Here is a 24,590-nt window from a genome sequence, read left to right as displayed (position 1 = left end):
CTGGCATTTCCGAGTGAGGATCTAAGCGAGCGAGTTATGCATGGGTTCGGTAATCGTTGACGAACCCTCGTCAAGACCGATGCATGCAAAACCCTTAGCGCTGTGGGAAACGCAACACGCGCCGCGTCCTGCAAAGTGCGCGGGCAACAAAACACTCCCCCTGTCAGAGGCACGCTCAAGGACACGTTTACGTGTTTTCGTGGCCTGGTCGGCATCAAAGCAGAACGCGCTGCTCCATTCAGGGTAATAGACCTGAATCGGATGATGAATAATGTCACCGCTGAACAGCCCTTCCTGATCATCGTCGCGGAGGGCGAAAAGAAGATGGCCAGGGGAATGACCGGGCGAATCTTCGGCAAAGAGGTTGTCCCCGATCTGAAAACCGCCGTCGACAAGCAGTTCCTGGCGACTTTCTACGATCGGAAGGATGCTGTCTTTATACAGTAGAGAGCCCCAGGCTGCGAACGAACCGCCGCCCTCCACCAAGAGGGCATCGTAGTCGGTCTTCGACATCACGTATTTTGCGTTCGGGAACGTCGGGACCCAACGCCCGCTTGAAAGGCGGGTGTTCCATCCGACGTGGTCGGCATGTAGGTGAGTACAGAGGACGTAGTCGATTTCTTCCGGGCGGACCCCGGTCGACGCAAACCGGTCCATGTAAGGGGTGTCCAGCATGTCGAACAAGGGAGCTCCGCCTGGCCGCTGCTTATGGTTGCCCGTGCAGGTGTCGATGAGAATTTTGTGATGCTCCGTCTCTACGAGCCAGCTGTGGCACGACATCACCAACCTTCCGGTTCCCCGGTCAAGATAACGCGGCTCGAGCCAATTGAGATGCGGAGCCACCGCTTCTGCCGACCAATCCGGAAGCAAGTCCCGCGGCATGAAAGCCGGCCCGCGATATTCCTCCACCCGTGTGATTTTAACAGAACCAATTTTCATTTCGAGGCCTCGCCGTGAACCAGACATCAAGCGAACAGGCCACCGCCAAGTGATATTGTACAATCGAGCACTTTTAAACGATCAGCGCGTATTTTCTGTGTTTGCGTATCCGATGCCGCCTGTGTAGCGTCTGGTCCTGCTGGCGCGAGGGCTTCGTCAAATTGGCAGGCGACCGCCAATGTGCTGGCGACTTTGACGAGAGGCCGGCAGCTTGAATGCAGTCATTGAGGTCGTAAGATTTGTGAATCTTAAGAAGGCCGCGGATGCGTACCAGCCATCAGCGCCGACATTTCACCCCCCAAACGCTGCAGTTTATGCCAATGATCCCTATTGATCAGGGAAAGGAGACACAAATGCGTCCAACGACGAAGGAGAGGCTCGTCAACGCTGGGGCAGATCGTTTCCGTGAACTGGGCTACTCAGCTTGCAGCGTACAGGAAATCGTTGATCAGGCGGGCGTCCCCAAAGGCAGTTTCTACAATCACTTTAAGACAAAGGAAGCTTTTGCAGTCGAGGTTGTCGCGAACTACGTCGCCTCGACACGACGTGACATTCTGAAGGATTCTGGCACCACTCCCTTGAACCGGATCGCGCACCACTTCCGTCACCTGTTGGAAAGCCACGAAAAAGCACCGTACAATCGGGGTTGCCTGATCGTCAATCTTACCGCGGAAACGTCCGATAGCATTCCATTGCTTCGCGAAACCCTGAACGCATCGCTGACGGACTGGATTGATTTGCTCTCCGAAACCATTCGGGAAGGCCAAGCCGGCGGAGAAATCAAGAGCGACCTTGAACCGGCTAAATTCGCCCGCTTCTTGATAGATGCCTACGAGGGAGCGGTATTGAGGATGAAGGTTAGCAACGCCAATAACGCGCTTGAAAACTTTTACTCGATTGCGATGTCGTTGCTGGCGGCGAGCTAAGGGGGCGTAGCGTTCGCGTTGCTCTTTAGAAATCGTTTCTTCGTTGCGAGTTCGAACTTCTCGCTCGCAACGGTTTCTCTGAAATCAGCCATGCGCAATGAAAGCGCTATGCGGCGGGATGTGACAATATCGCCGCGTCCGGTGCCCCTATTTTCACTCCATCAACTCTGACCGAGATGGAGTCTCCGGTGACAAACGATTTTAACCTGGCCCTTTCCCGTAGACAGACCCTCATGGCGGGCGTGGCCGCGTCGCTTGTGATGGCGGCACCCGGCCTTGCAGCACAGAAGCAATCCCAAACCACCCACAACGGAGAAGTTTCGATGACCGATGGTTTCGTAAAAACCAAAGACGGCGTGAATATCTACTATAAGGACTGGGGTCCGAAGGACGCCCAACCGATCGCGTTCCACCACGGCTGGCCGCTCTCGTCCGACGACTGGGATGCCCAGATGCTGTTCTTCCTGGCGCATGGCTATCGTGTGATTGCCCACGACCGTCGTGGTCACGGTCGCTCGAGCCAGGTCGCCGATGGTCATGACATCGACCACTACGCGGCTGACGCCGACGCGGTGTACCAGCACCTCGATCTCAAGAACGCCGTCCATATCGGTCACTCGACGGGCGGTGGCGAGGTGGCACGATATGTCGCGAAATACGGCGAGCCTCAGGGCCGTGTCGCCAAAGCCGTTCTGGTGAGCGCCATCCCGCCATTGATGCTCAAGACCGCTTCTAATCCCGGTGGTCTGCCGATCGAAGTCTTCGATGGATTGCGCAACGCGCTGGCAGCAAACCGCGCCCAGTTCTTCCTCGATCTGCCGACCGGCCCGTTCTACGGCTTCAACCGCGACGGCGCGACCGTATTGCAGGGAGCGATCCAGAACTGGTGGCGTCAGGGAATGATGGGCGGAGCAAAGGCTCACTATGACGGCATCAAGGCCTTCTCCGAGACGGATCAGACCGAGGACCTGAAAAAGATCACCGTGCCGACGCTTGTCATGCATGGCGACGACGACCAGATCGTTCCGATCGACGACTCGGCCAAGCTCTCGGTCAAGCTCCTCAAGAATGGCACCCTCAAGGTCTACCACGGTTATCCGCACGGAATGCTGACGACGCATGCCAACGTTATCAACCCCGACCTCTTGGCCTTTATCAAGGGTTGATGTTTCAGCCTTCTGTCAATCCGCGGCGGACGAGATCCGTCCGCCGCCCAAACACCGAAATCGAGCGCAAAGTGTGCCCATGTATGGGCGTTGTCACTTGACCGCTCCCGTGCCCGGCGTCTCGCATCGCGCCCAGTCGCCCGAAGGTGCTCCATGCGATTTCAAAAATCCCGAGAGAACTTCGAATTCTTTATCGTCGCCGGTCTGTACGGCTTGAGCATCGTGTCGGTCGTCACGTACGCCGCCATCGATATCGCCGGTCATCAGGTTAAGGCGGACACATATGCCGCTCGCGCAGCAACACCCAGCGATGCCCTGATCGGCCACCGCCACTAGGGCCATTTGCTCGAGAGTGAATTAGAAACGCCTCTGCCCCGTTGAGGCAATCTCGGGCAGGGGCATTTCCACAGCAGACAGGATGCGGCCTTAAAAACGCGTCCACCGCCGCCAGTCACGAGTGAGCGCGATCGTACAATTCACAAGTCTGCACGCGCAATAATCTGATCATAAAGTTCGTTGTCGCCGTGTCATGGCGGCCACAGATTGCCGAACATCAAGGAGGCCAGCATGTCCACGACTCCAACTGCCGATCACGGGAAATTTAAGATCGGGAACTACGAAATTAACCGGCTCGGCTACGGTGCTATGCGGATCACAGGCTCAGGCGTGTGGGGACCTCCCACTGATCGCGTCGGCGTCCTGGGCACACTGCGGCGGCTTCCGGAGCTCGGTGTCAATTTCGTGGATACGGCCGACTCCTACGGTCCCAACGTTTCCGAAGAACTTGTGAGGGAAGCATTGCATCCGTATCCAGGAATGTTGATCGCCACGAAGGCGGGCCTTACTCGCAGCGGCCCCGGCCAGTGGGGTCAAAACGGACGCCCGGAGTATCTGGTAGCGCAAGCGCACGGAAGCTTGAAGAGGCTCGGAGTGGAGCGCATCGGTCTCTGGCAATTACATCGCATCGATGCGCGCGTTCCCGCGTCGGAACAGTTCGATACGATCAAAAAGCTGATTGACGCCGGCACCATCGAGAACGCGGGCCTGAGCGAAGTCTCGGTTGATCAGATCAAGCAAGCTTCGAAGTATTTCAAGGTTGCGACGGTGCAGAACCGCTACAACCTTATCGATCGCGAAAGCGAGGATGTGCTCGAATACTGCGAGCAGAATGGCATCGGCTTCATCCCTTGGTATCCGCTCGGATCGGGTGAGTTGACGCGCAGGGGTTCCGTCCTGGATGAAATCGCGCATGCGTATAAGGCGTCTCCCACGCAAATTGCGCTTGCCTGGATGCTCAGGCGGAGTCCTGTCATTCTTCCCATCCCCGGAACATCCAACGTGCATCACCTTGAGGAAAACGTCGCCTCGCGTGACATCACGCTCTCGGATCCGGACTACGAAACGCTGAACGGCATCGCTGCTGCGTAAAATATGGGACTGTCGCGCGCGGCCCGGGCGCGCGTAGTCCCAGCAGAGCGTTTCACGAAGTGCAGCAAGCCGTCCAGCGATGGCTGTAATTGCCATCAATGCGGCGGGTAGGTTGCCGTCAATAAAACGAAGCTCCGATCACTCCGATGAACGCAACCTCCATGACCGATCAAATCGCAACGATAACGTCTGATGTTCGCAGCGCATCGCCCGTCGAAAGCGGAAGGCCAGAATGGCCGAGCGTGATAGGGAGAATGCTGCTGCCCGTCATCGCCGTCGGGATTGCATTGGCCGGAGTGTTTTACGCTGGCGGAAGTTGGAACGAGTGGACTTCCAGCGCCGCATACCAGACCACGAACGACGCCGCGATCGGTGCAGACGTCAGTTTTCTCAGTGCGAGGGTATCCGGCAACCTCGTATCGGCTCATGTAGCCGACTATCAGCACGTCCGAAAAGGCGATCTCATCGCCGAGATCGATCCAAGGGAGTATGAGGCGACTGCTTCGCTCGCCTCGGCGAATGTTTCCGCCGCCAAATCATCGCGCGCGAACCTCACGAACCAGGAGGCGTTGCAGCGAGCGGCAATCGTCGCTGCAACGGCCCAACATGATTCCGCACTTGCGTCCCTCGAACAGACGAGGCTCGAATACGAGCGGCAACAGGACCTTGGTCAGGCGAGTACGGAACAACGGCTTCAACAGTCCCACGCAGCCTACCTTCAGGCACATGCATCCGCGGAGTCGACGACTGCTGCTATCGAGCAGCAGAGAGCTCAGCTGGAAGTTCTGCGGGGTCAGGAAAGCCTTCTGGACGCACAGATCGCAGCACAATCGGCATCCCTTGCGACGGCCGAGCTTCATCGCGAATTCACGCGCATCTATGCACCCTTTGACGGAACCGTAGGCAAGAAGTCCGCGCATGTCGGCGACTATTTGAGCATTGGCGGCAACGTCGTCCCGATCATTCCGAACGAAGTGTACGTAACCGCAAACTTCAAGGAAACACAGCTGGCGAATATGCGCATCGGCCAGGCTGCCGAGGTGAAACTCGACACATATCCAGGCACTGTCTTGCAGGGCAGGGTCGAGAGAATGTCACCGGCCAGCGGATCGACCTTTGCATTGCTCCCGCCGGACAACGCGACCGGAAACTACACCAAGGTGGTGCAGCGTATCCCGGTCAGGATCGCGATCGACGACGGGCAGCCCTTACGCGACAGACTGAGCCCAGGCCTGTCGGCGACTGTGACCGTCGACACGCGGGGACAACACTAGTGACGGAGTTCGCGGACATGTCCGTCCCGCAGCCGGCCGCGACGAAACGTCCTGTCTTCATAGTCGCTGCCCTACTACTCGCTTCTTTCGTTGTGGGTTTTGATACCCGCGTTTTTACGGTGGGGCTTCCCGACCTACGCGGAGCCTTCGGCATGGGCTTCGATGAAGGCTCGTGGTTTTACACGGCGGCAAACGCACCCCAGATATTGATCGCGCCAGCTGTGGCCTGGCTGATCACGGTATACGGCGTGCGCAGGATCATGGTCCCGTCCAGCGTCGTGTATTCCCTTCTTTCGTTGGGCATTCCTGCGATTCACGATCATACGCTGCTCATAATCGCGCACATAGTGAGGGCGCTTCTTCTCGGTGTTTTTATTCCGGCGACACTGATGATCGTCTTTCGAAACCTGCAACCCAAGCATTGGCTGATCGGCCTCGCGATCTATACCCTGCGAATTCCGCTCTCTCAGGGCCTCGGATTCGTTCTCGTCGGTTACTACGGCGAGGATTTCGGATGGCAGTGGCTCTACTGGCAAGATGTCCTGCTCGCGCCGCTTATCGGCGTTTTCCTTGTATTGGGCGCGCCGAAGGAACCAATCGATCGGAAACAACTCGGGAAAGCCGATTGGGGTGGAATGCTCTTGCTTGGTGCTTCCATGGCGTTTCTCTACGTCGGGCTGGACCAGGGAAACAGGCTGGACTGGCTGGAATCCGGAACAATTGCCAGCGCTCTGATCGCAGGTGGTTTTCTGTTCTTCGTCTTCCTGGTCAACGAGGCTGTTGTCGCCCAACCTTGGGCTCACGTCAGCGTCCTGCGCATACGTAACGTGTCACTGGGGCTTGCCGCGGTCACCATTTTTACATTTGCAAGCGCTATGGGCAGCAGTCTGATCCCTGGCATGATGCAGACAGTCACTGCCCTCCGACCATACCAGATCGGAGATCTGTTCATCTGGTACGCTGTGATCCCGTCGTTTTTCCTTGTTGCAATCGCTGGAGTTGCTCTCTACTTCATTGATGCTCGCATCGTACTCATCATCGGCATGTCCGTCACGGGAGTCGCTGCAATGATGGGCACGGAGGTAACGTCGCAATGGTTTCCGGAGAGCTTTAGACCGATCTTGTTGCTCAGCACGGCAGGACAGGCGATGACGTATTTTGCCTCATTTGTCTTCCTCGTCGGCAACTCGGACCCGAAGACTTCAACGGCTACGTCCGCGTACATTCAGGTCTGCCGATTGGGTAGCGCGGAACTCGCCTCGAGCTTCATCGCTACACTTCTGCGATTCCGAGAGCAATTTCATTCCAACGCCCTCGGAATACACCTGACAAATGACTCTCCTCTTCTGCGCTACCAGTTGTCGGGATTGAGCCATCTGCTCGATCGCACGGGCAACGGAACCGCCAAAGCGCTTGCCACGGTTTCGGCTTCGGCTCGAACTCAAGCCACCGTCCTTGCGTATAGCGACAGCTTCTTCGCAGCATTCTGGTTTGCAGTCGCCGGATTGGTCGTGGTCGCCCTGATGACGGCTGCACCGAAAAGCCCCTTGAGTCCAAGACTCTTCCGGACAATGCCTACCAACTGAATTCCGCCAAACGAGCTCAGGCGGTGGGCTGTCCTTGATTGTCAGATTTAGCAACTGAGTTGCTGTCGCCTATCGAACAACGGCTCTATTGAACCGCGATCTTTTGCTACCCGAGTTCAAGCCGCCACGGAAAAGATGCGGAAAAAGCTCCCTTCCGCAAATGCAGCCGCTACGCTACCAAAGCGTAAGGATTGGCTGATGCAGGAAAACTGCTCTGTACTGTGGCACCAAGGGCAAGCCGGTGGGTGGGGTTTTCCCAACTTACAATAATATTGTAAAAGGCACGGCCTGATCGCGTGCAAGCCGTCTTCGATAAACGAGACCGTCACCTGCCGACTGTACGGCCGCTCTTGCTCCCGGTTTTGAGCGTCCGAACCCCGGGCGTAACATTACGCGCGATGTCGCCGGGACTGGCGTGGCGAAAGGTTTCACTCCCTCGCCGCTGCCACATCCTTCGCCGTTACCTTGCCGCTCTTTCCGCTTAACCGCTCGATCACGTAGTTGGCGAGCGCAGCAACTTCTTCGTCGGAATAGATCGCGTGGAAGGCAGGCATCATCTGGCCTGGTAGACGTGCCTCATTCGAAGAGCCCTTAAGGATCACTCTCACCAGATTGCTGCCTTCGGGATCGTTCACAGCGTGCGAACCCTGAATTGATGCCCGGTCGTTCGCAAGCCCACCGCCGTCCTTTCCGTGGCAGCTGGCGCAGGCGCCTGCGAAGATGCGAGCGCCGAGTTCCCCGGACGGCACTGCAGACGCATCCGGCCCAGATGGAACCACCTTCGTTTCGAGACCGGTTTTCACGGCCGGAACCGTTCGCAGATAGGAGACAATAGCTTCGATGTCGGAAGACGGGAGTTTGCTGAATGAAAGGTCTACCGCCTCCCGCATCGCGCCGCCGGCAGGGCCGTGGCCTTTCGCATGCCCAGTTGCGAGGAACGCCTTCAGATCTTCATCGCTCCAGTTACCGACCCCAGTCTCGGGATCGCTTGTAATGTTCCAGGCCTTCCATCCGTCTACCTCGCCACCCGACAAGGCTTGCCCTTGCTTTCTCTGGAACATGAGACCTCGAGGAGTATGACACTCGCCGCAGTGCGCTAGGCCCTCGACAAGGTAGGCACCGCGGTTCCACCGTTCATCCTTCGAAGGATTGTTTTCGAAGGGATGCGAGGGCAGGAACAGGAGGTTCCAACCGCGCATCAGCCAGCGCTGGTTGAACGGAAATTCGAGCGTGTTCTCAGGCGCAGAGTCCGAGACCGCCGTGACAGTGTTTAGATAGGCACGAATGGCGAGGATATCGTCGGTCGAAAGCAAGGCGTAGGATGCATAGGGAAACGCGGGATATAGGTTCTCGCCATGCTTATCGACACCCGATCTCACCGCGCGGACGAATTCCGCATCGTTCCAAGCGCCGATACCGTGTTCCTTGTCCGGAGTGATATTGGACGAATAGATAGTTCCGAATGGAAGTTTGAACGGCAGCCCTCCAGCGAATGGCTTGCCACCTTTCGTGCTGTGACAGGCGGCACAGTCGCCAGCGATCGTCAGATATTCGCCGCGTGCGATAAGTTCTTGCCCAGATGGCTGTTTTGCGCTCGCAGCCACCTCGGGAAGCGAATGGGGATAGAAAAAGAACAGTCCGGCTCCAACTGCACCCACCACAGCCAGGGAGACCAGACCCAACAGAATTTTCATGGAATATTTCATTGTCCGGCTCCTAAGGCTCGTTCGTCTATTTCAGTCTCTTGCGCGGCGAAGCTGCTTTCCAATTCCGGAGGGCTCCAACCACGCTGGACCAGTTCATCGTATTTTTCGCGCCGTCCGAGCATCGCCTCCTGGATGACGCGCCCGATATCATTGAAGCCCGCGACAAAGAGCTCGTTGTCGGACACGCGCGTCGTTTCGTCGAGCAGCGTCCCCATTCGGGCGAGGCCCGCGAGATCCTGATGGACGAACACGCTCTTTCGCTTCTCAACCTCGTAGGGATGCATGCCCATTGTCCTGAGCGCGAGGCCCCCTGCCTCCACCGAGCTTCCGAAAAGCTCGCGGACAATGTGATCCGCGCCCGCGTCAACAAGCTGGTAATGATGCAACCGATCATAAGCGCGAGCGATAATTGTGATCCCAGGGTTCGCTCGGCGAGCCGCCTCGATGATCTGTATCGTGCGGTCTGGGTCGTCGATCGCGACCACAAGCAGGTCCGCCTTGGCGACGCCAGCCGAATGAAGCAGATCAGGACGCCCCGCATCGCCGAAATATGATTTCACTCCGAATTTACGAAGGTCATCGACCACGTCCGCACGGTAATCCAGGACAACGGGCACGAAACCGTTGGCCAGCAACATGCGATTCACGATCTGGCCAAAACGGCCAAGGCCCGCGACGATGACCTTTCCGCTGCCTGGCCTCTCGGGCTCTGTTGACGGTGTTTTTCGTCTCTCAATCCTTTCGGCCATATGGTCGAAGAGCATGAAAAGCCCAGGCGTGATTATCATTCCCAAGGCTATGACGAGCACCCCGATGGATGCAGAGGTTCCGGTTATCAGCCCCATGCTTTGACCGAGCGAGAGCAGGACAAATCCGAATTCGCTCGCCTGTGCCAACCCCAGTGCGAAGAGCCATCCGGCAGCATCCCGCAATCTGAAGAGACGACCGAGCGGAAAAAGGACCGCGAATTTAATGATTACGAGCACCGCAGTTGCGCCAAGCACGACATCCCAGTTGGCCACCATTACGGAAGGGTCGATCTTCGCGCCTATCGTCATAAAAAACAGGCCGAGAAGCAGACCTTTGAAAGGCTCGATATCGTTTTGAAGTTCGTGCTTGAATTCGCTATTCGCAAGAACGAGCCCGCCGAGAAAAGCGCCAAGCGCCGGAGACAATCCAACCAATGACATCAGCAGGGCAATCGCCACGACCACCAAAAGCGCAAACGCCGTGAAGATATCGCGAAGTCGGTCTCTAGCGATCGCGCGCATGATTGGACGTGAGAGATAGTGACCGCCGACAACAACCGCCGCCACTGCACCCAGCGTAAGAAGTGCGGCCGCCCAGCCTGGAAGAGTGGAGAGCCAGCCAGCCCCGCGGTCGGCTCCAGGCGTCTGGCCGCCGGGTGCCATCAGCGGAAGGCACGCGAGCATCGGAATGACGGCCAGGTCCTGGAACAGGAGAACCGCGAAACTCGCCTGGCCACCGTCCGAGTCCAGCATCCCTCTCTCCTCAAGGGTCTGCAATACGATCGCCGTCGATGAAAGGGCCGCTACAAAGCCAAACAGAACCGCCTGCTGCCATTCGATATGAAGGAAGACGCTGAGGACGGTGACCACCGCAACCGTCAAGACGACCTGCAAACCACCCAACCCAACGAGCTTTGCACGCAAGCGCCAGACCATCTTGGGATCGATTTCGAGGCCAATCAAGAAGAGCATCATCACGATGCCCAATTCCGAGATCTCTTCAAGATAGCCGGCGTTGGCTTCCGAAAGCTGCAAAACCGGGCTCATCAAAGCGCCGGCAACAATGTATCCGACAACGGAACCGAGACCGAGCCTACGGGAGACGATGACGGCGAGGACCGAGGAGGCCAGACAGGCAAAAGCAGGCAACAGCAAGCCGGACATCAGCTTATCTCCCGACGGCCAACGAACTCCGCAAGATCGCCGGCCGTAACCTCGTCCCGTCGCCCAAGCGCGCCGATGTCCAACGACGAGTCACGCAGGCCCTCCAGGAGCATTGGATAGGACTCGACATGAATTTTCGCGGAGGGGGAATCGACATGGTTGGCCGCATGCAGCACGAATGGCGGAAGAAAGGTCATTCCGCACAGTTCAATCGTCTGTCGTAGCGGCAGGATAAACATGGAAAACGGATGCTTGTTTCCGCCCTCATACGAATAGTCTCGAACACTGCCTCCCGTGGTTATGCAAGCGATCGCCAGCTTTCCGGCAAGTTTTTTCCCGTGTGGCCCGTGAGCGAAGCCGTACTCGAGAACCAGATCCTGCCATTGCTTCAGAAGAGCGGGCGTCGAGTACCAAAAGAGCGGGAACTGGAACACGATCACGTCGTGATCGATTAACCGCTTCTGCTCACGTTCGACGTCTATGTCGAACCGAGGGTATTCGGCGTAGATATCGACAAAGGTAACCCCCGCGACCTGCTGGGCGCGCCTCGCCATAGATAGATTGATACCGGTCGACCGTTGCGCCGGATGCGCAAACAGGACGAGAACTCGCGCCAAAGGTTTTTCCTCTTTTTTCGAAGCTGCTCGCGCGCGGTTCACGATCTGGAGGCGCGAATTATCCGGGCACAAGGATAGTGGCTCGCAACATCAAATATTGGATGATCCGGTTTCGATAAGCCGAGTGGTGTGATCGGAGGATCGATTTTGACAATCTTCGCGGAGATGTGCGTGCTACGCGGGGACGCAGCGAAGGAGTGAAGACTGTCTCTTAGACTCTGGCAACCTTGACCTTAAGTGACATCTTGCGACGGGAAATCGTGATGACGAACGACTATCCACCTTTGCCGCCATTGAGCACGGGTCTACGCCAACGGTGCCCGCGATGTGGGCAAGGCGCCACCTCTTCAATGCTTCCTGACGGGGGATTCGTACGAAGTGTGTGACCTTGATTACTCGTTTGCAGAGCCGGCGGGCGGCCCGGCCTTCTTTGTCATTTGCCTTGCGTGTGTCCCAAGTCCACTTCTCGCGGTGTGGCCTCTGGTTTCGTGCGAAGTTTCGGTGTGGACCAAGTGTCTATTACGGGGCCATTCATGCTATTGATATGCATGCCGCCATTGAGGCCGTTGAAGAGATGGCTGATCTGCAGCCCCTATTTCTATAAGGCTCAAGAAGGAAAGCTTGCCGGGCTCGATGAGCTGGAGGCGTGGGACTAATCCAAGTCTCGGTGTCTTTAAGATAAGACTGCATCGGAATTCTGGAAGGGCACTTAACAATTGGGGATCCCATGACCGTTCTGCACTTCGAAGGTTTCGAACTGGACGTTCAAAATCGTAAGCTGACGGCGGGCGGCCAACCACTTAGACTTGGTGGCCGAGCATTCGATCTTCTTGCCGTGCTCGCTCAACGTGCGGGTCAGGTGGTCAGCAAGGATGAGCTCCTGAGTGCGGTTTGGCCGACCACCGGGGTCGAAGAAGGTACGCTACGTGTTTCGCTGGTTTCGCTCCGCAAATCTTTGGGAGAGCGCGCTCGTGGCTTCATAGATAACGTGCCCGGCAAGGGGTACGTTTTCGTGCCACCGGTTCGGATCGACGGCGCTGCGTCCGTCACGACGAAGTCCAGCATGTCCTCAGCAGACCTTCCGCGCCTCGCGAACAAGGTCATCGGCCGTGATGAGTTCATCGAAACAACAACTGACCTTTTACAGCAGTCGCGCATCATTACCATCACGGGCACGGGAGGCATCGGAAAGACGTCCGCTGCCATCGCCATCGCAGAACGCTTCTTGGGCCGAAGAAGAGTGTTGTTCATCGATCTCGCCTCCTTGTCCGAAAACGCCAGCCTGATGCCGTCGCTCGCCAGTCAGCTCGGCCTGAGCGTCTACGGTTCGGAATTGCTCCAGGCTGTGGCGACAGAACTGCGAAAAACTCCGACACTTCTTGTTTTCGATAACTGTGAGCACGTCATCGATGCTGCAGCGGAAGCAGCAGAATCGATCCTTCTCGAAGTTCCGACGTCCTCGATTCTCGCGACAAGCAGAGAGCCACTCAGGATACAGCTCGAGCGCATCCGTCGCTTGCCGCCCCTCGCCGTCCCGCCAGAGGGCACAATCGCGGAGGACGCGCTAGGCTATGCGGCTTTGGACTTGTTTTACAGAATGGCTGGTCTCTTCAAAGACGAGCAGGACCTGAGACAACCCGAGATAATCGAATTGTCTGCCGACATTGTGCGAAAATTGGAGGGTATCCCGCTTGCCATTGAACTTGCGGCTTCGAGAACCCTCGACCTAGACATCAGGGAGCTGCATCGCTCCGTGGCAAGACCGCTTGCAGTTCTTCGTCGCGGAAGGCGAAATGCCCCCGCAAGACAACAAACCTTGCAGTCGGCGCTCGACTGGAGCTTCCAAACGTTATCTCCAGTTGAAAAGGAACTCCTGCTCCGGTTATCAACCTTTGCCGGACTTTTCAGCGCCGAGGACGCCCGCGCTGTCGCGGGCGACCATCTTTCCGATGACGAATTCTACGAAGCATTCGACGACCTCTTTCTCAAATCCCTCCTAAACGTCACTTCTGAGGGCGGAAGCTACAGGCTTCTCGTAACAACACGCCACTACGCCTCCGCGAAACTCGCATCATCGCCCCTCAAACGGGAGGCCCAACATGCACATGCCCGCCATTGCTCCGCGAGATTGAAAAAGTCAGAGGCGGATTGGACTAAACTTGAAACGGACGAGTGGCTGCGGCTGCATGGTGCCCTCATCCACGATTTGCGCATCGCCCTCGCCTGGGCATTTTCCGCCGATGGCGACGATGCCCTCGGAATTGAACTCACCGCCACCTCGAACATTATCTGGACGCAACTGGGATTTATGATCGAACAGCTGGTCGTGATCGAGACTGCGCTTGCCCGAGCGTCTGCCACGGAGGTACTTGATCCACGTCACGAGATGTACCTGCGGCTATCGCACGCAGGCACCATCTATCACATCAAAAGCTCCGAGCGAGATCCGCAAGCCCTTGCGGAATACCACAGAGCAATCCAGATCGCTAAAGACCTCGACGATCATATGGGCATACTTCGCGCGAGCGGCGGCATAACCGCGATCCACACAATGAATGGGGACTACATTGATGCGATCAACGTTGCGCGAAAGTTCGATGACCTTTGCGATGAAAAACTGCCGAACGCCGTTAGTCGCATGCTCGCTCACAACCTTCATTACATAGGTGATTTCGAAGGTGCTATGCGACATGCCAACATAGCCCTCGAAATGGCGAAAGTCGGCGTTCGGGGAACACTGAATAATGGAGCAAGTTACGACCAAAGGCTCAGCGCTCTTTCAACTGTAGTCAAGACCTTATGGGTCCAGGGTGAACTAAGAGCGGCGATGCGGCAACTCGACACCGTCTTGGCCGAAGCAATTAACCTTGACCACGCGATCTCGACCTGCCTCTATCTTGCGGTCTCGGCCTGCCCCACCGCTTTTGGCATGAGGGAGGTCGGACCTGGTCGGAGCCTGCTCGGCCTCCTCATTGAAAAATCCGGCGATAATTCCCTGCTCCGTTGGCAGGAATGGGCTTTCACGTTCGAGCAGGTTTCCATGGCCCTCGCATCGGATGACAAGGAGCGCTTCAACAAGGCGCTAGCAAACGCCGGCGGTGCGCGGTTTGAGAACTGCCTGATCGTAGGCGGCCACCTCGCAGACCGTACGGCCATAGACCGGGCCCTATCGAAAAATGCCGGATGGTGTCGAGCAGAACTCTACCGCCTCAAGGGCCTGCTGCTCCTCGACGAAGACGTCGATGCCGCCCGGAAGCTTCTCATGGAAGGATATCTGATTTCCTCTCAGCAAGGCGCAAGGTTCTGGGAGCTTCGCTGCGCAGCCAGTATAGTGAAGTGTACCCCAATGGAGGGTCTCGGCGCTGCAAAAAGCCGCCTTGATCGAACGCTGGCAGGATTCGATGGAGAGCTTGCCACTGTGGACGTAGTGGAGGCAAGAGCGCTCCTCTAAGCTTCGCCACCCGAACCTGCCATATTTCTGCAGGGTACCTTTATCATGGAAAACAGCCGTCGACGCGCGTCGCGCCTGGTTGACCATCATGGAACAAATGCGGAAATCAGCTCGCCGATCGGCCGCAAAGTCCCGTCGAGGCGAACTACGGAACGCCGCTTCCCATTGTGCTCGGTCACGCGGTTGCGGGCATCGTTCGCGAAGTCAGGTCAAATGCGACTGATATCAACAGAAAGACTTGGCCCGTGTTCGAACCGAAGCTCTGCATGACAGCCCCGATCAGTTTAGCCGCAATTACAAGCTTTCGTAGACAAGCTTCGTGAAAAAGTCCGGCGTGATCACGAACTGGCCCCACACGGCGTCAAACGCCGAGGTCGGCCGTTGAGCCTGCACCTCACCCAAACTCATGCCCTTGCTTTTACTCGCCGAGATCGACGCCCTGATGGCAACGAGCATTTCCAGGTAAACCTTGAGTTCATCGCGGTTGCCGACGGGCTTGGCATGTCCCGATACGACGAGCGTGTCAGCATCGCAGATATCGACGTTCCACCGTGCAGCCTCGATCATGCCGTCAATGCTGCCTCCGGTAGACCTGTCGATGAACGGATAGATCCCGTTCCAGAAAGTGTCGCCCGTGTGAAGCACATTCGAATTCTGGAAAAATACCGAGAGATCACCATCCGTGTGCGCATTTCCGTAAAACCTCAGACTTACCCGATCTCCGTTGATATCCAACTCATGTGTGTCTGCCACGACGACCGAAGGCAGAGCCGGGATCGAGGAAGAGGGAAAGTCGAAATTCCAGTCCTCGACACGCTGTGCCGTACTCAAATGCTTGAGCGTCATTTCGTGCGCGATGATCTTCGCACCCTCCCGGCCTAGCCAATCGTTGCCGTCAGCGTGGTCGAAGTGCCAATGTGTATTTACCACGGCAGCAACCTCGGGGCTTCCCAAGGTAGTCAAGCTTTCCCTGATCTTGGCTTCCGATACGGCGATGCCCGCATCAACGAGGAACATTCCGTCGTCGCCGAAGCTGGCAAGCATATTGCCGCCTGAGCCCTCCAGAACCGTAAGCCTGCCGCGGACGGTGTGAAGCGAAACAGGAGACGAGGCCGCATAATCCCTCATTGCATTCACAATCCCGCGCGCTTTCGCGTAGGCCTGTGCGGGTGTCAGCATCGGACCGCCGCCGGCGCCGGAAGTCTCGGGGGCCACGCAGCAAAAGCAGAAGCCGCGATGGGAAAAGCGAGAAGCGTGCATTATTCCTGGTCCTCAAAAGTCTGGAAATCGAGTGCGTGAGGTGTTGACTACGGATGTTCGCCAGACCGATGGTTCCGGACAAACGACGCAATCACGTCGGCGCAGAAGTGCGGTTCCTGGTGGTGCGGTCCGTGCCCGGCCTGCGGCAGCGTCACCAGGTGAAGCGACTTCCAGTCGCGCACCAGTTCCAACCAGTTTTCGACCGGGCAAGCGATGTCGTGGTCTCCGGAAATCACCAATAGCGGCACCACGCCGGCCGCCAGCTTTCTCATGTGAGAGCCTTCGGGATCCGGGTAGATGGTCGACCTGTCCTTCGCCTCGCTGAGGAGTTTCATGAAGGTCGCCTCCGGGATCGCAGGAGAGCGGCCTGCCTTGCGTTCGGCGATGCGATCATGAGAACGCTTTGCGGCCGCCTTGCTGCTTTCGGATGCTGGTTCGAAGAACAGGATAAACTCGTCATCCAGGGTATTCACCGGATTCATGGCGGTCTTGATGAAAAGCGGCTCGCCGCTGACTTTCGGATGTCCCGGAGGAGCCGTTCCGATTAGGACCGCCTGCGAAACCTTGTCCGGATAGGTTGTCGCGAAAACCTGTGCAACAACCCCACCCAACGACCATCCCCCCATGACAACTTTGTCAAAGCCGAGGAAATCGATCAGGTCCCTTGCGTCCTTCGCAAGCGACGCGCGATCGTATGTCGGTGTCCCGGTCGATCCACCGAGTCCGGTATAATCGAAAATCACTACCGTGAAATTCTTCGTAAGCTCGTCAAGGAAGAGCGGATCCCAGGAGTCCATCGTTCCCCTGAACCGGACGGCGAGGACGATCGGCGGCCCCTCTCCGAATTGCCGATAGGCAAGCGTGCGACCTTCAAGGTTTGCGTATCTGGTTTCGACTGTCGAAGCATTGGCTGGGGTCATTATTAATCTCCGAATTATTTCTAGTTGCGCTTGGTCGGAGCGCCGACATTTGCAAAGAGCATGTTGAGACCTTCGGTAATCGTAGGATGGGCGAAAATCCCATCGCGCAATGCGGTGAAAGGCAATCCGCCTTGCATGGCCACCTGGACGACGCTCATCACGTCACCTGCGTTCACACCGAGCATGCTGAAACCAAGGATGATGTCGCTGTCGCGGGCGACGATGGCCTTCATGAATCCTTTGCGCAGCGACAGGGTTCTCGCACGCGGAATGACATCCATGGGGAGCTTGGCAACGCGGTAATCAACACCGTCCTTCGCCATATCGGTTTCGTTCTTGCCGATCCTTGCGAACTCGGGATCGATGAACACGCAGTATGGGATAGTACGATCTTTGGTGGTACGGTTTCCGCCGCTCATCGCGCTTTTGACGATCCGGTAGTCATCGAGCGAGGCATGGGTAAACATCGGCGTGCCGGCGACTTCGCCCATCGCCCAGACATCGGGAGCACTCGTGCGTAGTCGATCGTCGACCTTGACGAAACCGCGCTCGTCGACCTCAACCCCGGCAAGCTCCAACCCAATGTTGGCCGTGCTTGGCTTTCGACCCGACGCAACCAGGATATGCGAACCTTCGAACGATCGGCCATCGGCGCAATGCACCGTGACGCGATCGCCGGAGCGGCCCGAAACGGTCAGGTCGTAAGCGCTGAGAGCCACTTCCACGCCTTCCGAATCGAGGATTTTCAAGATTGCTTCGCTGACGTCGACATCTTCGCGCGGAGCAAGCCGCGGCCCGCGTTCAACGATAGTAACCTCGGCGCCGAGACGCCGAAATGCCTGCCCCAATTCCATTCCGATATAGCCACCGCCAATCACGATGAGGCGCGTGGGTAACTCTCCCAGTTTCAAAGCATCCACGTGCGTAATCGGGTCCGCGTCGGCAAGCCCTGGGACATCCGGAATGTCTGCAACGGTTCCGAGATTGATGAACACCTGATCGCCTGTTAGCGTCCGCACGCCGTTCTCGGTTTCAACCTGGATGGTCTTGGGCGCGACAAAGCGACCCCAGCCCAGAATCAGATTGAATCCGCTTGCATTGAAGCCCGCCTTGTTCGTCGCGACCATCTCCGCGACCACCCTCGCCGTGCGATCTCTCACCAAATCGATGCTGTGGCGAACGCTGTCGACAGTAATTCCGAACTCGGCCGTATTCTTGATCGTGTGTGCGACCTCGGCGCTGCGAATGAGGGTCTTGCTGGGGATGCAAGCGACGTTGATGCAAGAGCCGCCGATCATGCCAGCTTCTACAACCGCAACTTTCTTCCCTGCCTTGGCCTGCTCCATCGCCAGCGTCTTGCCCGCCTTACCGCCACCAAAGATAAGGAAGTCGAATTTTTCAATATCGTTCATTGCTGCCTCGCGGTTTCGATTTCGCAGCATGGAACCACGCCTGGGCATCCCGATATTGTAAGATGCGGCCGCTCGAAAACCTGCGGGGGAGCCGGATTGTCAAAGATCTGTGGGCTCTTCCAAGCCTACCCTGACTATAGATTTTGCCGAGGCGGCAACCGAACAGGAGGCTATTTCGATGACCAACGGCTTAAACATGCCTGAGACAACCGCATTCATATCTATCGACGGCATCAAGGTGCGAACTGTGAGCACTAAAGATGCTCAAGGCATTCCCGTATTGCTTACGGCCCCTTGGCCCGAAAGCATCTTCGCATTCAATCTCGTGTGGCCGCGTATCAGCGAGCTCGGACCATTGACTGCAGTTGATCTCCCGGGCTTTGGCATGTCTGAGGGCCGGTCGGACCTGATGTCGCCCCACGCCATGGGGGATTTCCTCATCCGCATCATGGACGCCCTCGATATCGAACGGGCGCACGTGGTGGCGCCTGACGTCGGCACGCTCGCCGTGCTTTACGCCGCCAGTCGCCATGTGGAGCGCTTCGAGAGCATTGTGGGCGGTAGCGGTGGAACAAGCGAACAGCTTTTTGGAGAGTCCCTGCGTCAAATCATGACGTCGTCAAAGAGTGACTTCGCTGATTTCGATGGTGGTAAACGTGTCTATGAGTTGGTGAAGAGCACCGCGCGCGTTTCAATTCCAGAAACCATCCTGGAGGACTACAGGAACTCTTCCGACGGCCAACGGTGGAACGAAGCGGCCGACTTCGTCCGAGCCTATAAGCAAGACCTTCCGATCCTCGCCGGCCTGCTGCCGTCGCTCCAAACACCGACGCTCGTCATCTCAGGCAAAGATGACCCCATCGTCCCGCCCGCCAACGGGCAGTTTCTTGCAGACCGACTTCCACACTGCCGCGCCGAAGTCATCGACGCCGGCCACTTCGTCTGGGAAGACGCAGCAGAGACATACGCCGAGTTGATTTCAGAGTGGATTTCCGGCGGCTACAAAAGAGTTTGATGCTGTTATGCGAACATGCGCAGGCCTTCGCGAACGTGTACTCGCCGGCCTGCGCTCATAGCCCCGATAATGCGGTGTCACGGAGCTGCGGGACAGCTTCGTGACTGACGGAGGCTTCCCTTAACTGCGGCCTCGACGAAATCTCCTTGAGCAGCCCCCCGACCCCCATCCTGGCAATCGTCCCGCTGTCAATGCGGTCGCCCGCAAGCGTCCTGTCCAGCACCCAATCAAGACCGTTCAAGGACGGACTGCGTGCGCAGCCCGGTGCTCCGATCACGGGAATATCCGCAATCGCACCGATGACTATCAGGTTACCCGGATCTACAGGCATCCCCACTCGCTCCACCTTTCCACCTGCTTCACGGATAGCAGCAGGAATGACATCGTTTGCGTCTGCAACGGCCGACGCCCCGAAAACGATGACCAGATGATTGGATCCCGCCCTTCGATCGGCTTCTTCCCTCAGGACGTCGGCCAGTGCGTTTATATCGTGTTCCGAATATAGCTCCGACACGAGCGTCGAGCCTCGCTCCATCAGCCTGGCTGCGGTTATTCGCGCGGTCTTCTCGACTGTCTTCGCGCCAAGTGACGGTAGAGTGGTTGAGATGAGCGTAACGGCTCGGGATTCAAACGGCCATACGGATATTGGTGGCCGCGTGGAAGCCACCAACCTCGCTGTCTCGACCGTCCGATATCCGACTGCAAGCGGAATGATCTTCAGGGTGCCGACGAGCTCTCCCTCGACTACCCGGCTGCGGTCAGCCAGACAGGCAAACGTGACCGCTTGATTGATGCTATTGAACGAATTGATCAAGTCTCGCTCGGCGATAAACAGGCCATCGGCTTTGGCGTAGAAATTTACCCTTCCACCCACGGCTGACTTCGAAAAAACTCCCTCTTTGGCAAAAGGAGCGCCGAGGATATCGGCGGCTGTGACCTCGTCGATCTCGTGTTCTTCGAACCGATGGGCAAGTACGCTGGAAATTCCGTGCGAAAGGAAGAATGCCACATCTTCGAGGGACAAGGTGTGCCCTTTGGAGAAGGTCCTGCCTCCGACCGCAAGACGGTGTCCGAGCATCATCCCGGTAGCTATTTCTGTCTCAAACTTGCCGAACATATCGTCTTTCCCGCCTCATACCTGGACCGTCGATGGGCGATAATCTCAGCCAGGATGGCGACGGCGATTTCACCCGGCTCCCTTGCGCCGATATCAAGACCGATCGGGCCCCGAATGCGCTCCAGGACAGACTGTTCGAAACCAGCCGCTCGCAGGCGCTCCAACCTTGCAAGATGAGTTCTCGAGCTACCGAGAGCCCCGATATAGAAGGTTCCGGCCCTTAGAGCTTGCTTGACCGCTGGATCGTCGATTTTCGGGTCGTGGGTAAGAGCGACCATCGCGGTGTTCGCGTCGACAGATATCTCCTCGAAAGCCTCATCGGGCCACACCGGAAGCAAGATGATGCCGGGAAAGCGATCTTCGGTTGCGAAAGCTTCTCTCGGATCGACAACGATGGTCTCCATCCCGGCCTGGCTGGCCATAGGGGCCAGCGCCTGCGCGATATGGACTGCACCGATGATCATGAGCCGGATCGCGGGAAGATGCACATTCAGGAAATATGGAATACCGTCAATCTCCGTACGATAGGAAAGACCGCCAGCCAGGGCTTGGCGTGCTGCATCGGCGACCGCGCTGTCGATGCCATCGATAGCCGTTAAGAGTTCCTGGCTTCCAGTGGCGAGATTGATGATCTCGACCACCGGGATTCGACGGGCTTTCGCCGAGTTGAGGGCGGTAACGAGACTGAGGTCCATTAGCTCAGCCTCGATACAAAGACGGAGATGATGCCGCCGCACGAGAGGCCAACACGCCAAGCTGTTTCGTTCGCAACGCCGAATTCGATGAGCCTGGCTTCGCCGCTGCTGATCACGTCCAGTGCTTCAGTGACGACAGCGCCCTCGACGCACCCGCCTGAAACCGATCCTTCGAAGTTACCCTGGTCATCGACGACTAATCTGCTGCCGACCGGTCGGGGTGATGAGCCCCATGTGCTTACGACGGTTGCAATAGCCACTTCTTTCCCGGAACGGTGCCATATTTCGGCGGTTTCCAATGGATCCAATTGCCTGTTCCTTATTCAAGAATTTTGACCATGGAACACCCTCAGGCCGACGCTGAGTGGATTGCTTCGCGGATCCGGACGTATGTGGCGCATCTGCAGATGTTGCCTGCCATGGCCTCATCTATCTCAGCGTCGGTCGGCTTCGGATTGACAGTGAGCAGGGACGTCGCCGACATTATCTGTCCAGACTGACAGTAGCCGCACTGAACGACTTCCTTGTCGAGCCAGGCGGCCTGGACTTTCGCCCCGATTTCCGTTTCGCCGACGCCTTCGATCGTCGTAATTTTCTGGCCGTCAATCATGTCCATCGTCGTCTGACACGCTCGGACAGCCATACCGTCAACGTGGACAGTACAGGCGCCGCACTGGGCAATGCCGCATCCGTATTTGGTGCCTGTCATTCCGAGGATGTCACGAAGCACCCAAAGAAGTGGCATGTCGTCCGGGGCATCGACCTGGTGGGTTACGCCATTGATAACGAGGCTTTTCATGTTTCTGCTCCTCTAGTGCCGGATTATTGGACAGTGAGTGTTTTCAGGTAGGCGATAACATCGGCGCGATCCTGGTCCTTGGGGATCGAGATGGTCATTCGGGTGCCCTTAACGACGCCCGAAGGCGACTTGAGGAATGCGTCCAGCGCTCGCTCGTCCCATGTCACGCCCGAAGACTTCATTGCGGCCGAATAGCTATAACCTTCAGCTGTTCCGGCGGTCCGCCCAACCACACCAAGGAGCCCCGGCCCCACCCTGTTCTGTTCGCTCGCGGTGTGGCAGGCACTGCAACGTGCGAAAAGTTTCAGGCCCTTTTCCGGGTCGCCATCGGCCCGAGCAGTCGAATCCGGGAGCGCGATCGCTACCCAGCCGAGGGTCAAAAGACAGAGATATTTCCTCACAGTATCCTCCGTTGAAAATGCAGTGACCCAGCGAAGCTGGATTGCTCCACCGGGCGTTTACGAACACGCGCCATCATGCTGCATGCATGAACCTGGAGATCTGATGCTGCGTGAGATCGCACCGATGAACGCCACCTCTTCCCGATCAACCTCGTCACCGCGAGGAAAAGGCCGCCCGAAATCATGTTTCGACCAGGTGCCATGGCCTTACATCGCCATCACGCGTTCAGACGACTGTGCGAGCCTTGACCATGGCTGCGACGCAACCGGGACAGCCGATCCACTGGCATGGCGTCGCCGCCAATTGAGGGGGGTCACCCCGACCAGTCGTTTGAATACCTTCGAAAGATGAGCCTGGTCGCTAAGCCCGCAGGCCTGCGCAATCTGACTGAGCGGCTCGTCGGTAGAGGTGATAAGGTATTTGGCCGCTTCGATCCGCCGCGCGAGGACGTAGTCGTAGGGCGACTTGCCGAACGAAACTTTGAAGCCCTTGGAAAAACGGCTCGCGCTAAGCCGAACCTGAGCCCCGAGCTCCTGCACCCTTATGCAGCTTTCGACATTGTCGTCGATGTAGCGCATAATCTTGTTTTTCTGCCATTCGGCCAGACCTGCAACCGTCCTGCCGCGAGGAAACGTTGGCGTCCTCGTCGGAGCTAGTGCTGGTGTCGGGAAATGCGCCGTAAGGCCATGCGGGTTCAAACTCCACACCACGACCTGATTATTTGCGGGACGCAGTTGAGCGGATGAAACTTGGTTTGGCATTGGCGTAACTCGTTGCTTCGGATGCCCTTGAACCTAGTCTGGGCATTCGGCGCTAAGCGAGTTAAGCGATGTTAAGTCTGATTAGCAGTGTTACGGATTGTGTGTTTGTGGGGTGCTGCCCAATCTTACAATACGGGTATTGGCTCTTCGCGTATCCGGGCTCGATGGGCGAAGTTCGCAGTACGCTTCGTTGCCGTTGTTCTGAAGGAAATGTCAGTGCCAGAATTGCCCGACGACATCCTACGTCCGCTCGCAGGCCGAGTGGCGCTGCTAACAAACGCCGATAAGGGCGTAGGACGGGCTACGGCGAGGCTGCTCGCTATAGCCGGAGCCGACTTGGCCCTAACGGTCGATGCTAGCGAATTCTCCTCGGATTTCATCACCGAACTTCAGCGGTTCGGCAACCGCGTCATCACCTTCGATTGGCCCAACGATGGATCGGGAGTCGAGTGCGCGCGACTCGCGCGGGGTGTGATCTCTGCGATGGGTCGGATAGACGTCCTGATTGCTAACGCACATCATCGCGCCCACTGGCAGATCGATGACGTGGACATGGATGAGGACGCGCTTGAAGCACAGTATTCGGGAACCGTGATGGCTATCGCAGCTCTGGTTCGGGCCTCCGTCCGGTTTATGGGAAACGGGGGACGAATAATCGCACTCAGTGCCAGCCTCGCGGACAGGGTAGGCGCTCCCGGTTTGGCAGACTACGCGGCAACCCGAGCAGCCATCACGGCTTTCTGTCGCGGCGCGGCCCACGACCTTGGGCCGCGGGGGATCAATGTCAACGTGGTCCAGATCGGGTCGATCCAGACCGAGCTCTCCGAGGCATCGAGCGAAATGCTCGAGGCGGAGAAACAGTCTAACGTCCTCAAGCGCCTGGGAAAGCCTGAAGAGGTCGCCCAAGCAATCCTTTTCCTCGCCGGTCCAAATTCCTCTTTCATCACCGGAAGCGTTCTGAACGTTGATGGTGGATACAACGCATAAAGAGAATCCGACAGTTCATTCGCTCAATGGTTCGTTGCATAAACTGACCGGTTGGTCTATCTCCGCAATAAGACCAAAGGCGAGCCTGACGTGGGACAAGACCGCTTACAAATTTTTCCTCTCGGAGCTTTGTGCGCCGTGCCTACACAGGCGACTGTGCCCCTGTTCGGCTGTCCTGGCAATCGAGCCTCATCATCTGCGCGTCAGCCCAGCTCT

At 57.4% G+C, this 24,590-nt stretch carries 22 protein-coding genes and 1 pseudogene; 10 read left to right on the top strand and 13 right to left on the bottom strand.

The window, feature by feature from the left end; all coding sequences use genetic code 11:
• Window positions 1-21: 21 nt before the first annotated feature.
• Window positions 22-939: an MBL fold metallo-hydrolase gene (locus V6R85_RS23785; protein WP_052686829.1), complete on the bottom strand. Its 918-nt coding sequence runs from the start codon at window positions 937-939 to the stop codon at window positions 22-24.
• Between the two features lie 263 nt (window positions 940-1,202).
• Between V6R85_RS23785 and V6R85_RS23780 the strand changes: the two genes are divergently transcribed.
• From V6R85_RS23780 to V6R85_RS23755, 6 genes are all read left to right on the top strand, one after another.
• Window positions 1,203-1,865, top strand: a complete 663-nt coding sequence (locus V6R85_RS23780; RefSeq protein WP_234904960.1) for a TetR/AcrR family transcriptional regulator — start codon at window positions 1,203-1,205, stop codon at window positions 1,863-1,865.
• Window positions 1,866-2,188: 323 nt separating this feature from the next.
• The gene (locus tag V6R85_RS23775) at window positions 2,189-3,031 is read left to right on the top strand and encodes an alpha/beta fold hydrolase (RefSeq protein WP_082074497.1); all 843 of its coding nucleotides are present in this window, start codon (window positions 2,189-2,191) and stop codon (window positions 3,029-3,031) included.
• A gap of 153 nt (window positions 3,032-3,184) precedes the next feature.
• On the top strand, window positions 3,185-3,367 hold the full coding sequence (locus V6R85_RS23770) for a hypothetical protein (protein ID WP_111791598.1): 183 nt from the start codon (window positions 3,185-3,187) through the stop codon (window positions 3,365-3,367).
• A 231-nt stretch (window positions 3,368-3,598) separates the two neighbouring features.
• Window positions 3,599-4,459 carry an aldo/keto reductase gene (locus tag V6R85_RS23765; RefSeq protein ID WP_045534800.1) on the top strand — a complete coding sequence of 287 codons (861 nt, stop codon included), beginning with the start codon at window positions 3,599-3,601 and terminating at the stop codon, window positions 4,457-4,459.
• Window positions 4,460-4,620: 161 nt separating this feature from the next.
• Entirely contained in the window at window positions 4,621-5,733 is a 1,113-nt protein-coding gene (locus tag V6R85_RS23760; protein ID WP_111791597.1) for an HlyD family secretion protein, read from the top strand.
• 17 nt (window positions 5,734-5,750) lie between these two features.
• Window positions 5,751-7,319, top strand: a complete 1,569-nt coding sequence (locus tag V6R85_RS23755; RefSeq protein WP_045534799.1) for an MFS transporter — start codon at window positions 5,751-5,753, stop codon at window positions 7,317-7,319.
• A gap of 428 nt (window positions 7,320-7,747) precedes the next feature.
• On the opposite strand, the gene V6R85_RS23750 is transcribed toward V6R85_RS23755, so the two are convergent.
• From V6R85_RS23750 to V6R85_RS23740, 3 genes are read right to left on the bottom strand one after another with little or no spacing between them, the layout of a single operon-like run.
• Window positions 7,748-9,025 (bottom strand): c-type cytochrome, encoded by a 1,278-nt coding sequence (locus V6R85_RS23750; RefSeq protein ID WP_045534760.1) that lies wholly within the window; start codon window positions 9,023-9,025, stop codon window positions 7,748-7,750.
• Window positions 9,022-10,938: a cation:proton antiporter domain-containing protein gene (locus V6R85_RS23745; RefSeq protein ID WP_112978548.1), complete on the bottom strand. Its 1,917-nt coding sequence runs from the start codon at window positions 10,936-10,938 to the stop codon at window positions 9,022-9,024. The genes V6R85_RS23750 and V6R85_RS23745 overlap by 4 nt, the downstream gene beginning before the upstream one ends.
• Entirely contained in the window at window positions 10,938-11,555 is a 618-nt protein-coding gene (locus tag V6R85_RS23740; protein ID WP_045534756.1) for an NAD(P)H-dependent oxidoreductase, read from the bottom strand. Before V6R85_RS23740 ends, V6R85_RS23745 begins: the two co-directional genes overlap by 1 nt.
• Before the next feature lie 263 nt (window positions 11,556-11,818).
• On the opposite strand from V6R85_RS23740, the pseudogene V6R85_RS23735 reads away from it, so the two are divergent.
• A pseudogene (locus tag V6R85_RS23735) lies at window positions 11,819-12,211 on the top strand (DUF983 domain-containing protein).
• 71 nt (window positions 12,212-12,282) lie between these two features.
• Window positions 12,283-15,006: a winged helix-turn-helix domain-containing protein gene (locus V6R85_RS23730; RefSeq protein ID WP_111791595.1), complete on the top strand. Its 2,724-nt coding sequence runs from the start codon at window positions 12,283-12,285 to the stop codon at window positions 15,004-15,006.
• Between the two features lie 294 nt (window positions 15,007-15,300).
• Here the strand turns inward: V6R85_RS23730 and V6R85_RS23725 are convergent, their stop codons facing one another.
• The 3 genes from V6R85_RS23725 to V6R85_RS23715 are packed head-to-tail and all read right to left on the bottom strand — an operon-like array spanning window position 15,301 to window position 18,598.
• Window positions 15,301-16,266 (bottom strand): MBL fold metallo-hydrolase, encoded by a 966-nt coding sequence (locus V6R85_RS23725; protein WP_111791594.1) that lies wholly within the window; start codon window positions 16,264-16,266, stop codon window positions 15,301-15,303.
• 47 nt (window positions 16,267-16,313) lie between these two features.
• Window positions 16,314-17,186 (bottom strand): alpha/beta fold hydrolase, encoded by an 873-nt coding sequence (locus V6R85_RS23720; RefSeq protein ID WP_045534750.1) that lies wholly within the window; start codon window positions 17,184-17,186, stop codon window positions 16,314-16,316.
• Between the two features lie 20 nt (window positions 17,187-17,206).
• On the bottom strand, window positions 17,207-18,598 hold the full coding sequence (locus tag V6R85_RS23715; RefSeq protein WP_045534749.1) for a dihydrolipoyl dehydrogenase family protein: 1,392 nt from the start codon (window positions 18,596-18,598) through the stop codon (window positions 17,207-17,209).
• Window positions 18,599-18,776: 178 nt separating this feature from the next.
• On the opposite strand from V6R85_RS23715, the gene V6R85_RS23710 reads away from it, so the two are divergent.
• Window positions 18,777-19,613 carry an alpha/beta fold hydrolase gene (locus V6R85_RS23710; RefSeq protein ID WP_111791607.1) on the top strand — a complete coding sequence of 279 codons (837 nt, stop codon included), beginning with the start codon at window positions 18,777-18,779 and terminating at the stop codon, window positions 19,611-19,613.
• Between the two features lie 55 nt (window positions 19,614-19,668).
• On the opposite strand, the gene V6R85_RS23705 is transcribed toward V6R85_RS23710, so the two are convergent.
• From V6R85_RS23705 to V6R85_RS23680, 6 genes are all read right to left on the bottom strand, one after another.
• Window positions 19,669-20,730, bottom strand: coding sequence for a molybdopterin-binding protein (locus V6R85_RS23705; RefSeq protein WP_045534747.1), 1,062 nt, complete (start codon window positions 20,728-20,730; stop codon window positions 19,669-19,671).
• Window positions 20,703-21,425, bottom strand: coding sequence for an XdhC family protein (locus V6R85_RS23700; RefSeq protein WP_045534795.1), 723 nt, complete (start codon window positions 21,423-21,425; stop codon window positions 20,703-20,705). Before V6R85_RS23700 ends, V6R85_RS23705 begins: the two co-directional genes overlap by 28 nt.
• Window positions 21,425-21,733 (bottom strand): XdhC family protein, encoded by a 309-nt coding sequence (locus V6R85_RS23695; protein WP_111791593.1) that lies wholly within the window; start codon window positions 21,731-21,733, stop codon window positions 21,425-21,427. Before V6R85_RS23695 ends, V6R85_RS23700 begins: the two co-directional genes overlap by 1 nt.
• A 41-nt stretch (window positions 21,734-21,774) precedes the next feature.
• A complete protein-coding gene (locus V6R85_RS23690) occupies window positions 21,775-22,224 on the bottom strand; it encodes a (2Fe-2S)-binding protein (protein ID WP_045534743.1) in 450 nt (149 codons plus the stop codon).
• A gap of 23 nt (window positions 22,225-22,247) precedes the next feature.
• Window positions 22,248-22,625: a c-type cytochrome gene (locus V6R85_RS23685; RefSeq protein ID WP_045534741.1), complete on the bottom strand. Its 378-nt coding sequence runs from the start codon at window positions 22,623-22,625 to the stop codon at window positions 22,248-22,250.
• 207 nt (window positions 22,626-22,832) lie between these two features.
• A complete protein-coding gene (locus tag V6R85_RS23680; RefSeq protein ID WP_234904957.1) occupies window positions 22,833-23,387 on the bottom strand; it encodes a helix-turn-helix domain-containing protein in 555 nt (184 codons plus the stop codon).
• Window positions 23,388-23,597: 210 nt separating this feature from the next.
• On the opposite strand from V6R85_RS23680, the gene V6R85_RS23675 reads away from it, so the two are divergent.
• On the top strand, window positions 23,598-24,374 hold the full coding sequence (locus V6R85_RS23675) for an SDR family NAD(P)-dependent oxidoreductase (RefSeq protein WP_234904956.1): 777 nt from the start codon (window positions 23,598-23,600) through the stop codon (window positions 24,372-24,374).
• The last annotated feature ends 216 nt before the right edge of the window (window positions 24,375-24,590 follow it).

This window comes from Agrobacterium sp. CCNWLW32, from assembly GCF_037083425.1.
Classification (GTDB): domain Bacteria; phylum Pseudomonadota; class Alphaproteobacteria; order Rhizobiales; family Rhizobiaceae; genus Agrobacterium; species Agrobacterium radiobacter.
This window is presented reverse-complemented; position numbering and strand designations above follow the sequence as displayed.